Origin of the sequence: Streptomyces ruber (assembly GCF_014648075.1) — a bacterium.
In the GTDB taxonomy this organism is placed as follows: Bacteria; Actinomycetota; Actinomycetes; order Streptomycetales; family Streptomycetaceae; genus Streptomyces; species Streptomyces ruber.
In genome coordinates, this window is the sequence record NZ_BMQK01000002.1 from 514,655 (window position 1) to 530,475 (window position 15,821).

Here is a 15,821-nt window from a genome sequence, read left to right on the forward strand (position 1 = left end):
GTGCTGCCTCCGGGGCCGTGGGGGTGTCCGCCGTCCCGTGTGCCCGCGCGCGAGGTGCCCTAACGTCGCTCAGCCGGGGTGTTCCAGAGCCGTCAGGAGCCCGTCCGCGCTGTCGGGCACGGTGCCCGCTGCGAGGCCGTCGCGGATCAGCCGGGCGGCCGCCCGCCCGTCGGACAGGCACCAGCGCGTCCACCGCTCCAGCAGCTCGGTGCCGAGCCGCTCGGCGGGCACCAGCGCGGGCCAGCCGCAGGCCCGGGCCTGCGCGGTCACCTTGGCGCCGCCCGCCACCGGATCGACGGCCAGCACCGGCACCCCGGCCCGCAGCCCGAGCACCAGCCCGTGCAGCCGGTCGGTGACGATCAGGTCGAGACGGGCCAGCACGGACTGCAACTGCTCCGGTGTGCCGCTCAGCCGCCAGTCGTACGCGTCCAGCCGCGTCTCCAGCTCGACGCGCGCGCAGTCCCTGCGGCCGAGCCACCGGGTCACCCCGTCGGCGACCCGCTCGTGCCGCCGCAGCGCCCCGTACTCGCCCTGTCCGTGGGTGAGGATCACCCCGACGACGGGGACCGGGGGCTGCGCGGGTGCCCGGGCGGCCAGGTCCACCACCGGCTCGCCGCCCGACGGGACGTCCCGCGCGAGCACCCGGTGGAAACCGGTCACCGCCGGATCCCGCTCGTCGATCACCGACACCCCCACGGCGATCCGCACGCAGTGCCTGAACCGCCGGTGCAGCGCGGCGACCGGCGCGCCGTGCAGCGGCCCGCAGACGAAGAGGAGATGCGAGTAGGCCCGCGGCCGTACGTGGTCCATGTCCAGGTGCCCCGGCCGGAACCCGGCGCTCCACACCACGTCGTACGGCAGCCCGGCCCGCTCCAGCAGGTCCTCCACCCGCCGCAGCGCGAGCACGTCCCCGGCGGTCGCCTCACCGTCGAGGAAGCTGAACCAGCCGGTCACCAGAATCCTCCGCACCGCGCCACGGGTTCCCCCGGGACACGGGCGCATGCGACCGCGGGCACGGCGGGGCGCTCGTCGCGGGCGTTCCCCCGGGGACGGTCTGGACGCCGTACCACCCCCGAATGCGACAATCCGCTGATGGGCGCGGCGCGGCGCCGGATCACGGTGGTGGGCGGGAGCGGCTGCGCGCGGGCAGGAGAGGGAAGGGGCGTGGCCGTGATCGAGTGGGTGCGGCTCAGCAGTGGGGCACGGGCCGTTCCCGAGCCCGTGGCCACGCCGTTCGTCTGGTCCGCCGCGTGCGTCGGCGCTCTGGGGATGATGGCGGTCTTCGCCCTGCTCGGCGGCGTCGGCCGGCCGGTGCCCGCCCTCGTGGCGCTGTCCCTGCTGGCCGGGCTGCTGGGCCTGTGCGCCCGGTTCGTCGCGGCGCCCGGCACCGCCGTCCTGTGCTGGCTGTTCCTCAACGGCTTCGGCATACCGCCCCTGGGCACGCTGACCTGGGCCGGCTCCCGCGACTCGCTCTGGCTCGGCTGCCTGTTCGCGGCGGCCCTCACCGGCACCGCCGTGGCCCGCGTGATGAACGCCCGCGCCGCCTACCGCCGCATCACCCCGTACGGACCCTGAGCACTCACGGTTCACCCGGCACCGATGCGGCAGTCTCCCTGCCGGGGCTGTCCCCCGTCCGGGGCGTCCTCGCCCGGGAGGGCCCGTCCACGGTGGTCCAGGACCTCTTCCGCCGCCCGCTGGTGCCACGAGCACGCGGCCCGGCTCGCCGTCACCGGCCGCCGCCACGGCCCGCACGCACCCGGCGCATCCGGCGCACGGGACCCGCGGGACCTGCACCTGGCCGCCGCCCGGAACTGCCTCCGCTGGGAGACGTCCGCCCAGGCGGCCCAGGCCACGGACGACTTCCGGCTGCTCGGCCTGGCCACCTCCTGCCGTCCGCGGACCCTCCGGCAGAAGCGCTGGACCAGCGCCATGCTCGAGATCATGTCGCCGCAGCCGCCGACCTGCGACCAGCCCCCTGCCGTCGTCTCGCGTCGCGCGCCGCACCCACCTCACTTACTGTGGTGGTTCGCCACTGTGAGTGACCGGGTAACGGATGCGGTAACGGCTGCAGGCAAGGACGTACGTACGGATGAGAACTCGTCGATGGCGCGGTACGGCCGCGTCGGCCGCGGTGGGCGTGGCCGTCCTCGCGTTCCGGGGCGGCACCGGACAGCCCGCCGGGCACCCGGGGGACGAGGGCGAGGGGGACCCGGTCAGGACGCACAGCCGCACGGTCCCCTTGACCACCGCGGCGGACGGCGCCGCGGCCGCGCTCGGCAGCCGGGACACCCCGCCCTTCAGCGTGCTCGGCGTCACCTGGGCGCAGCCCTCGGCGAGCCCGGCCGGCACGGTGGAGGTCCGCACCCGGTCCGCCGTGACCAGGGTGTGGTCGCACTGGCGCACGCTGGACGCCGACAGCGGGCCGGGCGAGCAGGGCGCGGACCGGGGCGGCACCGACCCCGTGTGGGTGGGGGAGTCCGACGGCGTCGAGGCACGGGTGAGCAGGGAGGGCACGGCACCGCTGCCCGCCGGCCTCCGGCTGGACATGATCGACCCGGGCACCGCGGTCTCGACGAGGGCGAGGAGGGGCCCGGGCGGCAGGACGGCGGCCCCGTCCGCCGAGCGGCCGCCGATCGCCTCCCGCGCCGACTGGGGCGCGGACGAGTCGATCAGCCCGGAGGCCCCCGCGTACCTGCCCGGCGGAAAGGTGGGGGCGGCCGTCGTCCACCACACGGTGGACTCCAACGACTACACCTGCGACCAGGCACCGGCCGTGATCCGCGGCGTCTACGCCTACCACGTCAAGCAACTGGGCTGGAAGGACATCGGCTACAACTTCCTCGTCGACAAGTGCGGCACGCTCTACGAGGGCCGCAAGGGCGGCGTGGACCGGCCGGTGCTGGGCGCGCACGCCTACGGTTTCAACTCCGAGACCACCGGCATCGCGGTGCTCGGCACCCACACCGACACCGCCCCGCCCAAGGAGGCGGTGACCGCGCTCGCCCGGCTCGCGGGCTGGAAGCTCGGCCTGGACGGGGCCGACCCGGCGGGGCAGGCGGCCCTCACGGCGGGGGCGGACGGGAAGAGCTACTCCGGCGCGTCGTGGAAGAAGGGCGACGAGCTGGCCCTCCCGGTGATCCACGGGCACCGCGACAGCTACAACACCCAGTGCCCGGGCGACGCCCTGTACGGGCAGTTGGCCACGATCCGTTCCCAGGCGGCGGGCAAGGAGGCCGGCATCGTGCTTCCCTGAGCAGGACCGTGCGACGGTGACCGTGCGACGGGAACCGTACGGCGGGACGTACGAGGGGAACACCCGGGGAGGGGCCGCGGTGCTGCTCAGACAGCTCGAATACCTGACCGCCCTGGCGCGGACACGCCACTTCGCGCGCGCCGCCGAGGCCTGCCACGTCTCCCAGCCCTCCCTCTCCGCGGGCATCAGGACGCTGGAACGCGAGCTCAAGGTGATGATCGTGCGCCGTGGCAGGCGCTTCGAGGGCTTCACCCCCGAAGGCGAACGGGTGGTGATGTGGGCCCGTCGCATCCTCGCCGAACGGGACGCCCTGCGCGACGACGTCGCGGCCATGGACGGCGGGCCGACCGGCGTGCTGCGCATCGGCGCGATCCCCACCGCGCTCACCGCCGCGCAGCTGCTGACCATGCCCTTCCTCGACCGGCACCCCCAGGTGCGGATCTCGCTGGAGTCCATGTCGTCGCGGGAGATGGTGCACCGGCTGGCCGAGTACGACCTCGACGTGGGCCTCAGCTATGTGGACGGCGAACCGCTCGGCGGCGTCCGCACCGTCCCGCTCTACCGCGAACGGCACCTCCTGCTGACCCCGGAGGACGGTGAGCTGGCGCACCGGCCGCGCGCGGGCTGGGCCGACGTCGCCCGGCTGCCACTGTGCCTGCTGTCCCCGCAGATGCAGAACCGCCGCATCCTCGACCGCTGTTTCGCCGACGCCGGGGCCGGCGCCGTCAGCGCCTGTCTGGAGACCGACACCGTCTCCGCCCTCTACGCCCACCTCGGCACCCGGCGCTGGTCCAGCGTCATCGCGCACGCCTGGCTCGGGCTGTTCGGCGTCCCCGCCGGCATGCGGCTCGTGCCCATGGAACGGCCCGCCCGCAGCTACCACGTCGGCCTCGTGCTCGCCGACCGCGACCCCGCGCTCAGCCTGGTGCGGGCCCTGGTCGACGTGGCGCACCAGGTGGACGTGGCCGGCGAACTGGACGGAGTCCTGCGCGACAGTCTGCGCGGACAGGCACCCGCGACGGACGACGGTTGATAGACGGCGCCTAACACCCCATAGCCAACAACGTTCGCACGCGCTCTTGGACGGGCCCGGGGAACGGCAGCACAGTGCCCTTGTCCCAGTGTCCTGTTGTGCGACCGGAAGGGGCTGGTCATGGCAGCGTCGCCGGACCTGGAGCAACGGGTGCGCTCGATCGTCGCGGAGCACCGCGGCACACGCGGCGCCCTGCTGCCCGTCCTCCACGCGGTGAAGGAGGAGTTCGGGTACGTCGATCCGGCCGTGATCCCGGTCCTGGCCACCGAACTGAACCTGTCCCGGGCCGACGTGTACGGCGTCATCACCTTCTACGAGGACTTCCGGCAGACCCCGCCGGGCCGCACGACGGTACGGATCTGCCGCGCCGAGGCCTGCCAGGCCGTGGGCGCCGGTACCCTCGCGGACCGCGCCAGGTCCCGCCTCGGCGTCTCCTTCGGCGGGACGACGCCCGACGGAGCGGTCACCCTCGACCAGGTCTTCTGCCTGGGCAACTGCGCGACCGGCCCCGCCGTCGAGATAGACGGCCGCCTGCACGGCCGGGTCACTCCGGAACGGCTGGACGCCCTGCTGGCTCCCCGGGAGGCGGACGTATGAGCAACCCCGTGACGGTGTACGTACCCCGTGACTCGGCCGCCCGCTCCGTGGGCGCCGACGAGGTCGCCGAGCGGATCGCCGCGGCGGCGGCCGGGGCCGGACGCGGGATCCGCCTGGTCCGCAACGGCTCCCGCGGCATGCTGTGGCGGGAGCCGCTGGTGGAGGTCGGGACCGGAGCCGGGCGGGTGGCGTACGGCCCGGTCGCCCCCGAGGACGTCGACGAGCTGGTGGCCGCGGGACTCCTCGACGCCCGGCCCGACCACCCGCTGCACCTCGGCCGCACCGACGACCTCGACTGGCTCCGCACCCAGAACCGCGTCACCTTCGCCCGCGTCGGCGTCACCGACCCGCTCGACCCGGACGACTTCCTCGCCCACGGCGGTCTGCGCGGACTGCGCCGCGCCCTGGAGCTGAGCCCCGAGGAGATCGTCACCGAGGTCACCGAGTCCGGGCTGCGCGGCCGGGGCGGCGCGGGCTTCCCGGCCGGCATCAAATGGAAGACGGTCCGACAGGCCGACTCCGCCCTCAAGTTCGTGTGCTGCAACGCCGACGAGGGCGACAGCGGCACCTTCGCCGACCGCATGCTGATGGAGGGCGACCCGTTCACCCTCATCGAGGGCATGACCATCGCCGCCCGCGCGGTCGGCGCCACCGAGGGGTACGTCTACGTCCGCTCCGAGTACCCGGACGCGGTGGCCGCCCTGCGCGCCGCGATCACGACGGCGTACGGGCGCGGCTGGCTCGGCGAGCGCGTCCTCGGCTCGGACCTCCGCTTCGACCTGTTCGTACGGGTCGGGGCCGGGGCGTACATCTGCGGCGAGGAGACCTCCATGCTGGAGAGCCTGGAGGGCAGGCGCGGCACGGTCCGCGCGAAACCGCCGATGCCCGCGCTGGAGGGCCTGTTCGGCAAGCCGACCGTCGTCAACAACGTCCTCACCCTCGGCTCCGTCCCCATGGTCCTCGCCGACGGCGCGGCGGCCTTCGCCGGCCTCGGCACCGGCCGCTCGCGCGGCACCCAGGTCTTCCAGCTCGGCGGGAACGTCGCGCGCGGCGGCATCGTGGAGACCGCGTTCGGCGTCACGCTCGGCGAGCTCGTCGAGGGCTACGGCGGCGGCACGCGGTCCGGGCGCCCGGTGCGGGCCGTGCAGGTCGGCGGGCCGCTCGGCGCGTACCTGCCGACCTCCCGCTTCCACCTCCCCATGGACTACGAGGCGTTCGCGGCGGCGGGCGCCATGGTCGGGCACGGGGGAGTGGTCGTCTTCGACGACACCGTGGACATGGCGGGACAGGCCCGGTTCGCCATGGAGTTCTGCGCCGCCGAGTCCTGCGGCAAGTGCACACCGTGCCGGGTCGGCGCGGTACGGGGCGTCGAGGTCATCGACCGGATCACCGCCGGGATCGACCGACGGGCCAACCTCACCCTCCTCGACGACCTGTGCGACCTGATGACGGAGGGCTCGCTGTGCGCGATGGGCGGCCTCACCCCGGTGCCGGTCAGGAGCGCGCTGGAGCACTTCCCCGCGGACTTCGGCGAGGAGCCCGCGGCCGAACCGCCGACCACCGGGGACCTCACCACCACCGACCTCACCACGACCACGGAGGCACGCCGATGAGCCTGATCAAGGAGCCCGACCTCGGCACCCCGGCCCGCCCCGGCGAGCCCACCGTCGCCGTGGAGATCGACGGCAAGGAGGTCCTCGTCCCCGAGGGCACCTCCGTGATGCGCGCCGCCGCCGAGGCCGGCATCGACATCCCCAGACTCTGTGCCACCGACAGCCTCGAACCCTTCGGCTCCTGCCGCCTCTGCCTGGTCGACATCGACGGACGCAAGGGCACCCCGGCCTCCTGCACGACCCCCGTCGCCCCCGGCATGAAGGTCCGCACCCAGACCCAGAAGCTCGCGAAGCTCCGGCGCGGCGTCATGGAGCTGTACATCTCCGACCACCCCCTCGACTGCCTGACCTGTCCCGCCAACGGCGACTGCGAACTCCAGGACATGGCGGGCGTCGTCGGGCTGCGCGAGGTCCGCTACGGCTTCGACGGCGAGAACCACCTCACCGAACCCACCGACAGCTCCAACCCCTACTTCGACTTCGACGCCGGCAAGTGCATCTCCTGCTCCCGCTGCGTGCGCGCCTGCGGCGAGGTCCAGGGCACCTTCGCCCTCACCATCGAGGGCCGCGGCTTCGCCTCGAAGGTCGCGGCGGGCGCGGGCGGCAGCTTCATGGAGTCCGACTGCGTCTCCTGCGGCGCCTGCGTGCAGGCCTGCCCCACCTCCACCCTCCAGGAGAAGTCGGTCGTCGAGCTCGGCATGCCCACCCGCAGCGTGCTCACCACCTGCGCGTACTGCGGCGTCGGCTGCTCCTTCAAGGCCGAGCTGCGCGGCGACGAGGTCGTCCGCATGGTCCCGTACAAGGACGGCGGCGCCAACGAGGGCCACTCCTGCGTCAAGGGCCGCTTCGCCTTCGGCTACGCCTCCCACCCGGACCGCAGGCTCAAGCCGATGCTGCGCGAGCGGATCACCGACCCGTGGCGGGAGGTGGAGTGGGAGGAGGCCATCGGGTACACGGCCCGCCGCCTGCTGGAGATCCAGGCCGCGCACGGCACCGGCGCCATCGGCGGCATCACCTCCTCCCGCTGCACCAACGAGGAGGTGTACGCGGTCCAGAAGATGGTCCGCGCCGCCTTCGGCAACAACAACGTCGACACCTGCGCCCGCGTCTGCCACTCGCCCACCGGGTACGGCCTCAAGCAGACGTACGGCACCTCCGCCGGCACCCAGGACTTCAAGTCCGTCGACAAGGCCGACGTCATCCTGCTGATCGGCGCCAACCCCACCGACGCCCACCCGGTGTTCGGCTCCCGCATGAAGCGCCGTCTGCGCCAGGGCGCCCGGCTCATCGTCGCCGACCCGCGCCGCATCGACCTCGTCCGCTCCCCGCACATCGAGGCCGCCCACCACCTCGCGCTGGCCCCCGGCACGAATGTGGCCCTCGTCAACGCGCTCGCGCATGTCGTCGTCACCGAGGGGCTGGTCGACCGCGCGTTCGTGAACGACCGCTGCGAGGACTTCGAGACCTGGGAGCGGTTCATCGCCCAGCCGGAGCACAGCCCGGAAGCGGTCGCCGACATCACCGGCGTACCGGCGGACGAACTCCGCGCCGCCGCCCGCCTCTACGCCACCGCCCCCAACGCGGCCATTTACTACGGCCTCGGGGTCACCGAGCACAGCCAGGGCTCGACCATGGTGATGGGCATGGCCAACCTCGCCATGGCCACCGGCAACATCGGCCGCGAGGGCGTCGGCGTGAACCCCCTGCGCGGCCAGAACAACGTCCAGGGCTCCTGCGACATGGGCTCCTTCCCGCACGAACTCCCCGGCTACCGGCACGTCTCGGACGACGCGGTCCGTTCGGTCTTCGAGACCCTGTGGGGCCGTACGATCCTCGCCGAGCCGGGCCTGCGCATCCCCAACATGTTCGACGCGGCGCTCGACGGCTCCTTCCGGGCGCTGTTCGTGCACGGGGAGGACATCGCCCAGTCCGACCCGAACACGCGGCACGTCACCGCGGCCCTGTCGGCGATGGAACTGGTCGTCGTCCAGGACCTGTTCCTCAACGAGACGTCGAAGTTCGCGCACGTCTTCCTGCCCGGCACCTCCTTCCTGGAGAAGGACGGCACCTTCACCAACGCCGAGCGCCGCATCAACCGCGTACGGCCCGTGATGGCGCCGCGGACCGGCAAGCACGAGTGGCAGATCGTCTGTGAGCTCGCGCAGGCCATGGGCTACCCGATGAAGTGGGACGACGCCGCGCAGATCATGGACGAGATCGCGGTGACCACGCCGGCCTTCGCCGGAGTGTCGTTCGACCGCCTCGACCGGGTCGGCAGCGTCCAGTGGCCGTGCGACGACGCGGCGCCCGAGGGCACCCCGCTCCTGCACGTGGACGGGTTCGTGCGCGGGAAGGGGCGGTTCGTGGAGACGGTGTACGTGCCGACCGAGGAGCGCAGCACACGCAAGTACCCCCTCATCCTCACCACCGGCCGCATCCTGTCCCAGTACAACGTGGGCGCCCAGACCCGCCGTACGGGCAACGTCGCCTGGCACCCGGAGGACGTCCTCGAACTGCACCCGCACGACGCCGAGGTGCGCGGCATCCGCGACGGGGACCTGGTGGCGCTGGCCAGCCGGGTCGGCGAGACCAGCCTGCGGGCGAGGATCGACGACCGGATGCCGGTGGGTGTCGTCTACACGACCTTCCACCACCCGGCGACCGGCGCCAACGTGGTCACCACCGAGCACTCGGACTGGGCGACCAACTGCCCCGAGTACAAGGTCACCGCGGTACAGGTGACGCCGGTCGGAGCGCGCCGATGACCACCGCGGCGCCCACGCCCGCCCACGTCCGGCTGGCCAACGGGATAGCCGCCCAGTTCCGGCACCGGGACCCCGCCACGGCGGCCGAGGAGATCGCCGCGCACCTCCGGGCGTTCTGGGACCCCCGGATGCGCGCCCTGCTCGTCGCGGACGCCGAGGCCGGCCGCCCCGGCCTCGACCCGCTGGTCAGGGCGGTGGCGGAGCTCCTGCCACCGCCGCCGCCACGGCCCTGAGGCGCTACCGCCCGGCGTCCGCCGGCAGCTCCAGGCGCAGCTCGTACCCGCCCTCCTCGGTGGGGCCCGAGGTCACGGTGCCGCCGAGGAGTTCGGCGCGCTGGCGCAGCCCGACGAGACCGTGGTGGGCGCCGGGCAGCGGCAGCGCCGGGCGGGTCGGGGCGGTGTTGGTGACGGTGACGCGCACCGTGCCGCCCTCGCGGTGCAGACCGATCGTCGCGGTGGCCCCGGGCGCGTGTTTGCGGACGTTGGTCAGGGCCTCCTGGACGGTGCGGTAGACGGCGCGCTGGACGGGCGGCGGCAGCGTGCCCGGCAGGTCGGTGTGCAGCTCCGCCTCGATGCCGCTGGTGTCGACCAGGCGCCGCAGGTCGGCGAGCGACGGCTGCGGGGTGAGCTCGGTGGGGCGGCTGCCCGAGGCGCGCAGCACGCTCACCATGTGCCGCAGCTCCTCCAGGGTCTGCACGCTGAGGCGCCGGATGGTGGCGGCCGCCTGCCGGGTCCCGTCGTCCTGGGTGCCGACCTGGAGCGCCCCGGCCTGCACGGCGATCAGACTCACCTGGTGGGCGACCACGTCGTGCATCTCCCGGGCGAGCTGGGCGCGTTCCCGGGCCAGGACGCTCTGCGCGGTGAGCAGCCGTTCGTGCTCGCGCGCCTCGGAGATCTCGTCGAGCCGGAGCGACAGTTCCCGTCTGGCCTGGACGAGCTGGCCGAGGAAGACGGGCGCGGTGGCCCACGCCACGGTGTAGGTGAGGTTGACGACACTGAGGTCCTGCGCCGAGAACCGGTCGGCGTCCAGCTCCCACCACCGCCACGGCAGGAAGTCGCTGATCGCGTACACCACGCCGCAGAGCGCCAGCAGAACACGGTGGTGGTTGAGCGAGGACAGGGTGTACAGGGCGGCCAGCGGGGCGAACACCGCGTCGGTGAACAGGGCGGAGGGGAGCGTGAGGACGAAGGTCGCCAGGGGGAAGCGCCGGCGCAGCGGCAGGACGAAGGCGGCGAGCAGGGCGCAGAGCAGGCCCGGTCCGTAGCCGTGGGGGATGTTGATCCGCACGTCCGCGAGCGAGGCGACGAGGGCGGCGGCGTCGACCAGCGGGGCGGGCACGTGCCGGCCGGGCGGGCACCGGGGGAACGCCGGGCGCCGGCCGCCCCGGGGGACGGCCGTGTCCGCGGGGGGCTCGTCCTGCCCGGCCGTGTCCCGGTCGGCCGTGCCCCGTTCGGTTGTGTCCCGGGCGCCGGCACCGTGCACGGCTGTGTCGCGGGCGGCCGTGCGCTCCGCGGTCGTGCCGTGGTCCGTCGTGCCCCGGATGCTCATGTGTCCTCCCCGTCCCGTACCGGTGCCGGCACCTTGCGAGTGACTCCCGAGGACAGCACGGTCCCACCCCCGGCGAAGGCCCGCACCGGAAACGGCGCCTCCTCCGTCCCGCGCGCTCCGTTCGCCGCCCGTCCGCCCCCCGATGCGTACCACGCCGGCGGCCGGGCCCCCGCGCGCCGGGACGGTTTCGCGCCGGGCCGGTGCCACGGGCGACCGGCCGAACGGCCGGGCAGGACCAGCCGTTCGGCCGGGTGTCCTCGGAAGGTCGCCGGGTGGGACGCACCCCGCTGCCCTCGGGAGCCTTGGGGCATGACGCACCACGCATCGCCGGTCGCGCCGTCGGCGGCGCCCCCCGGGCCGGAGACGGGCCGTGCTCCCTCCGGCGCACCGTCGGCCGACCGGCTGACCGGCATCGACCTGGCTCGCGGCATCGCGGTCCTCGGGATGTTCTCCGCCCACATCGGACCGGACGTGACGGTCGGCGGACCCGTGGGCTTCCTCCTCGAACTGGCCCGCGGCCGCTCCTCCGCCCTGTTCGCGGTGCTCGCCGGGTTCTCGCTGGTCGCCCTGACCGGCCGGCCGCAGCCCCGGACGGGACTGGCCGGGCGGCAGGCCAGGGCCCGCGTCGCCGTCCGCGCCCTCGTGCTGATCCCGCTCGGCTACGTCCTGATCGCCCTCGACACCTCGGTCGACGTGATCCTCGTCTGCTACGGACTGCTGTTCCTCATCGTGCTGCCGCTGCACCGGCTGCGGGCCGGTACGCTCGCGCTGCTCGCCGTCTCCGGCGCGCTGATCCTGCCCCAGGCCTGGTACGCGATCCGCGCGTCGATGTGGACGAGCGACTGGGCGGACGCCGTCGTCGCCGTCGACCCGCTGGCCCGCCTCACCGGCACGGACGGCTTCGTGGACCTGCTGTTCACCGGGGGCTATCCGGTCATCACCTGGATCCCGTTCGTCCTCGCCGGCATGGCGGTGGCCCGTCTGCTCCTCGACCGGCCCGGCATCCGCACACGACTGGCACTGACCGGCGGCGGGCTCGCCCTTCTCGGCTACGGCGGTTCATGGCTGGCCCTGCACCTCGCCGGCCCGGGCGCGCTGCGCGTCGTCTCCTCGGCGGCGGACGGTCATCAGGCATCGGCGGCCTGGTGGTCCGACACCGTGGGCGGAGTGCCCGAGGGCCGGATCCCCCTGGACTGGATGCTGGTGGCCTCGCCGCACAGCCAGACGACCCTGTCCATCCTCGGCAACACGGGCACCGCGCTGGTCGTGATCACCGCATGTCTCACCGTGGTCGCCCGGCTGCCGCGCCTCGCCCGCCTGGCCACCCCCGTCATCGCGGTCGGCAGGACGGCTCTGACCGCGTACGTCCTGCACATCGTCGCCCTGTGGGTCCTGAGCGACGCGTGGTACGTGCCCGCCGTCGAGGACCAGACCATGGGCGGACTGCCGGCGCTGCTCGCCTTCATGGCGGCGGCCGTGCTGCTGGCGACCTGCTGGACGCACTGCTTCCGACGCGGCCCCCTGGAACACCTGATGCACACCACCGGGCGCTGCGCGCAGTACATCAGATGACGACGATTCCAAGGAGAGCGTTGGTCCGCTCTCTCTCGGGACGGAGCCGGGCATGGCGTGGTCCGGGCTTCGAACCCCCCAGGGCGGAGGCCGGCCATGGCGTGGGCCGGCCTCCGCCTTCGCGTACCGCGCCGGCTCAGCCTTCCTCGTCCTCGTCGCCCTCGAAGAAGTCGCCGACCTCGTCGACGACTTCGGCCGCGACCATGCCGCCGACGACGCCGACCGCGAGTCCGGCCGCGCCCGCCGCGACGGCGGTGCCCATGCCGGGGCCGGAACGGTGCCCGTCGTGGTGCTCGTCGTGCTTGTACTCGTGACCGCCATGACCGCCGTACGGGTCGCCGTGCCCGTACGCGGCGTGCGAGCCGTAGGACGCGCGGTGCTCGACGAGCTGCCGCACCCAGGCGTCGACGGTGCCGTTCCAGTCCTGGTGCGCGACCCCGTCGTGGGAGACGGTGAACCGGGTCAGCGCGTCGTGGCCCGGGGTGAGGAACCCGCCCCGCTTGTCGGCCTCCAGGACGACGTCCATACCGCCCGGGTGGGCCAGGAAGGACACCTCGATCTCGTTCACCTGGTGCGCGTAGGCGGGCGACGGGGTGAGTTCGATCTCCTGGTAGAAGGGCAGCTGCTGGCCGGTGCCGCCGATGTGCCCGTACTCCAGGTCGGCCGACCTGAAACCGAAGCCGAGCGAGCCGAAGGCCTCCAGGACGGCCTCCTGCACCGGGAGCGGGGCGACGTTCAGCTGGTCCAGGTCGCCCTTGTCCTTCGCACCGGCGACGGCCAGCTCGGTGCGCACCCCGAGCACGATGCCCAGGGCCTGCCCGTACAGCTCCGTGATCGGCGTCTCCCAGGGCAGGGTGACGCTGAACGGGACGCTGTGCTCCGCGCCCTCGGCGAGCCGGAAGCCGCCGCCGACGGTGAACCGCTCGAAGACGGCGACGCCCTCGCTCTCACCGTCCTCGTGCTCGGCCTCGACGCGGGCCACCAGTTCCAGCGTGATGTGCTCGATGTCGAAGTCGGCGCTGCCACCCTTGAGGTGGACCTGGCCGGTCAGCGCGCCGCCGGGCCGGACGGCCCCGGGGGCGAGAACCGTGTCGACCGTGGGGCCGCCCACGCCGAGCGAGCCGAGCAGTCGTTTGAACACCATCGTGGCGTCCACTCCTTATACGTGCGTGTGGTTCAAGAGGATGATGCCGCACACCCCTGGTCAGGCGTGCGGCATCACCGGGGTGCGCCTGTCGGCTACTTGGCCGCGTCCAGCGCCGCGAGCGCCTGGGCCCAGCGGACGAACTTCAGCTCCGCGAGGTCCGCCACGGTCTTCACCCCGAAGGCCTCCTCCAGCAGCTCGCCGTCACGCTCGGAGACCCCCTTGAGCGCCGCCACCGGGGCGCCCAGAATCTCGGGCAGGCTCTTGTCGGCCCATGCCTTGTCCAGCACCTTGTCCAGGTCGATCGCAGCCATGTCTCTCGTCTCCAAAGAGGGAAGGCCCTGCTCCGGGGCGGGCCCTTCTACAAACGAGTAGAAGCATAGGCATGCCGAAGGCCCCCGGGCGCGCGGTCCGCGCGTGCACGAAGGGAAAGGCCGAAAACGCCCCCTTGCGACGACCGAAGAGCCACCCTCGCCGACCCGCGCGCGGCGGTGACGGGAGGGTGGCGGGGAGGTCCGGGCGGTGCGGCTCGGGTGACGCGGTCCGGACGGAGCGGCCCGGGGAGTGGTGCGGGAGTGGAGCGGTTCGGACGACGGCACGGGCCACAAGTGGCGCGTGGCGCATGCGGGTTGGCCCGTGCGGCGCGAGGCGGGGGTGTGGGCGGTGACCCGGAGGAGCGGCCGGGTGGGTGTGTTCGGGCGGACGAGGGACCCGGCTCGGGTGGTGGCCCGGGGCGAGTGGACCGGAGCGGGGAGGGGCGTCGGGTCACGCCTCGTTCTCGTCCGGTTCCTCCTCGTCCGGCTCTTCTTCGTCCGGCTCGTTCTCGTCCTGCCGTTCCCGCGCCTTCCGTTCCTTCTCCCGCTCCTCCTTGGCGGTCTCCGTCTGCGCCGGGGAGCCGCCCGGCGCCGTCTCCGGAGTCGTGGCGGGCGTGCCGGCGGCCGAGGGGGTCTGTTCCGGTGCCGGAACGGAGCCGGTGCCGGAATCCGCGCCGGTGCCGGAATCGGTGCCGGTGCCGGTGCCGGTGTCCGAGTCCGTGGCGGGGGCGGACGGGGACGCGGAGGAAGTGGAGGAGGAACTGGTCGGCGAGCCGCTCGGGCCGGGTGTCTCCGCGGCGCTCTCCTCGGACGAGAACAGGGCCATGCCGAGGAACACCGCGGCCACGAAGAGCGCCGCGCCGGCGACGGCGGCCACCACGCGGGGCCGGCTCGTGACGAACGCGCGCACCCCGCCGGACCGCTGTACGCCGCGCGTCCCGCCCGAGCGGCTCCTGGTCCCGGTGGCCGTCGGCAGCTTGTAGGTGGTCGGGGGACCGGTCTCGCCCATCGGGGCGGGACCCGGTACGGAGGCGGCCGCCGGAGCGGCCATGGGCGACGTCATGGGGGCGGCCATCGGAGCGGCGGCCGGCAACGGCTCGGCGTGCCCCTGCCAGGAGCCCGCCGCGAACCACTCGGCCGCCTGTTCGGCCGTAGGCCGGTCCTGCGGCTGCTTGTCGAGCAGACCGAGGAGGAAGTTCTCGAAGGCGGGCGGCAGCACGGCGCCCAGTTCGCGGGGCGGTACGGGAGCGGCGTCCAGGTGCTGGTGGAGGATGCCGACCGCGCTGTCCGCCTCGAAGGGCGGGCGGCCGGTGAGGAGCTGGTAGAGCACGCAGCCCAGCGAGTACACGTCGGAGGCCGGTCCCGCGGTCTCGCCCAGGGCGCGCTCGGGCGCGATGTACAGGCTGGTGCCGACGATGTGCCCGGTCGCGGTCAGCGCGGCACCCGGGTCGTCCAGGAACCGGGCGATGCCGAAGTCCCCGATCTTGCAGGTGCCGTGGGCGTCCAGCAGCAGGTTGGCGGGCTTGATGTCCCGGTGGACGATGCCCTGCCGGTGGGCGGCGGCGAGCCCGGCGGCCGCCTCGGCGGCGATACGGGCCACCCGCTCGGCGGGCAGCGTCCCGGAGTCGGCGAGGAGGCGGGCGAGGCTGTCCCCGTCGACCAGCTCCATCACCAGGTAGAGGCGGTCCTCCTGCTCGCCGAAGTCCAGGACGCCGACCACGTTGGGGTGGTTGAGCCGTCCGGCGGTCTGCGCCTCGAGACGGAAGCGTGAGGCCGCGGTGGCGTCGGCGCCCTGGTTGAGCAGGAGCTTGACCGCCACCGCCCTGCCGAGGGTCTCGTCGTAGGCCCGCCAGACCTCGCCCATCGCGCCTCGACCGATCGGATCGTGCAGCTGGTAACGGCCGGCTATCAGCACCTGTGTTCATCCTCATGCCACAAGACCAATTCGTCTGCCGCAGGCGTGACGCACCTCGTGGGGACGG

Annotated in this window: 13 protein-coding genes; 8 read left to right on the forward strand and 5 right to left on the reverse strand. The window is 73.7% G+C overall.

Going from position 1 to position 15,821, the window contains the following annotated elements; all coding sequences use genetic code 11:
• Nucleotides 1-69: 69 nt before the first annotated feature.
• Nucleotides 70-1,002, reverse strand: coding sequence for a polysaccharide pyruvyl transferase family protein (locus tag IEZ04_RS06760; RefSeq protein ID WP_189215762.1), 933 nt, complete (start codon nucleotides 1,000-1,002; stop codon nucleotides 70-72).
• Nucleotides 1,003-1,170: 168 nt separating this feature from the next.
• Between IEZ04_RS06760 and IEZ04_RS06765 the strand changes: the two genes are divergently transcribed.
• From IEZ04_RS06765 to IEZ04_RS06795, 7 genes are all read left to right on the forward strand, one after another.
• Entirely contained in the window at nucleotides 1,171-1,575 is a 405-nt protein-coding gene (locus IEZ04_RS06765) for a hypothetical protein (protein ID WP_189216033.1), read from the forward strand.
• A gap of 514 nt (nucleotides 1,576-2,089) precedes the next feature.
• Nucleotides 2,090-3,253, forward strand: a complete 1,164-nt coding sequence (locus tag IEZ04_RS06770; protein WP_189215763.1) for a peptidoglycan recognition protein family protein — start codon at nucleotides 2,090-2,092, stop codon at nucleotides 3,251-3,253.
• Nucleotides 3,254-3,269: 16 nt separating this feature from the next.
• Nucleotides 3,270-4,286, forward strand: coding sequence for a LysR family transcriptional regulator (locus IEZ04_RS06775; RefSeq protein ID WP_308429782.1), 1,017 nt, complete (start codon nucleotides 3,270-3,272; stop codon nucleotides 4,284-4,286).
• A gap of 120 nt (nucleotides 4,287-4,406) precedes the next feature.
• Nucleotides 4,407-4,883, forward strand: a complete 477-nt coding sequence (locus IEZ04_RS06780) for a formate dehydrogenase subunit gamma (RefSeq protein WP_189215764.1) — start codon at nucleotides 4,407-4,409, stop codon at nucleotides 4,881-4,883.
• Complete coding sequence (locus tag IEZ04_RS06785) at nucleotides 4,880-6,496, forward strand: formate dehydrogenase beta subunit (protein ID WP_189215765.1); 1,617 nt, start codon at nucleotides 4,880-4,882, stop codon at nucleotides 6,494-6,496. The genes IEZ04_RS06780 and IEZ04_RS06785 overlap by 4 nt, the downstream gene beginning before the upstream one ends.
• Nucleotides 6,493-9,261: a formate dehydrogenase subunit alpha gene (gene fdhF, locus IEZ04_RS06790; protein WP_189215766.1), complete on the forward strand. Its 2,769-nt coding sequence runs from the start codon at nucleotides 6,493-6,495 to the stop codon at nucleotides 9,259-9,261. The genes IEZ04_RS06785 and fdhF overlap by 4 nt, the downstream gene beginning before the upstream one ends.
• Nucleotides 9,258-9,494, forward strand: coding sequence for a formate dehydrogenase subunit delta (locus IEZ04_RS06795; RefSeq protein ID WP_189215767.1), 237 nt, complete (start codon nucleotides 9,258-9,260; stop codon nucleotides 9,492-9,494). The genes fdhF and IEZ04_RS06795 overlap by 4 nt, the downstream gene beginning before the upstream one ends.
• 4 nt (nucleotides 9,495-9,498) lie before the next feature.
• Here the strand turns inward: IEZ04_RS06795 and IEZ04_RS06800 are convergent, their stop codons facing one another.
• Nucleotides 9,499-10,809, reverse strand: a complete 1,311-nt coding sequence (locus tag IEZ04_RS06800; RefSeq protein WP_229820867.1) for a sensor histidine kinase — start codon at nucleotides 10,807-10,809, stop codon at nucleotides 9,499-9,501.
• A 309-nt stretch (nucleotides 10,810-11,118) separates the two neighbouring features.
• Between IEZ04_RS06800 and IEZ04_RS06805 the strand changes: the two genes are divergently transcribed.
• Nucleotides 11,119-12,381: a DUF418 domain-containing protein gene (locus IEZ04_RS06805; RefSeq protein ID WP_189215768.1), complete on the forward strand. Its 1,263-nt coding sequence runs from the start codon at nucleotides 11,119-11,121 to the stop codon at nucleotides 12,379-12,381.
• Between the two features lie 136 nt (nucleotides 12,382-12,517).
• Here IEZ04_RS06805 and IEZ04_RS06810 read toward each other — a convergent pair whose 3' ends face one another.
• From IEZ04_RS06810 to IEZ04_RS06820, 3 genes are all read right to left on the reverse strand, one after another.
• Nucleotides 12,518-13,525, reverse strand: a complete 1,008-nt coding sequence (locus tag IEZ04_RS06810) for a sporulation protein (protein ID WP_189215769.1) — start codon at nucleotides 13,523-13,525, stop codon at nucleotides 12,518-12,520.
• 95 nt (nucleotides 13,526-13,620) lie between these two features.
• The gene (locus IEZ04_RS06815; protein WP_189215770.1) at nucleotides 13,621-13,839 is read right to left on the reverse strand and encodes a hypothetical protein; all 219 of its coding nucleotides are present in this window, start codon (nucleotides 13,837-13,839) and stop codon (nucleotides 13,621-13,623) included.
• 451 nt (nucleotides 13,840-14,290) lie between these two features.
• Nucleotides 14,291-15,754: a serine/threonine-protein kinase gene (locus tag IEZ04_RS06820; RefSeq protein ID WP_189215771.1), complete on the reverse strand. Its 1,464-nt coding sequence runs from the start codon at nucleotides 15,752-15,754 to the stop codon at nucleotides 14,291-14,293.
• Between the last annotated feature and the right edge of the window lie 67 nt (nucleotides 15,755-15,821).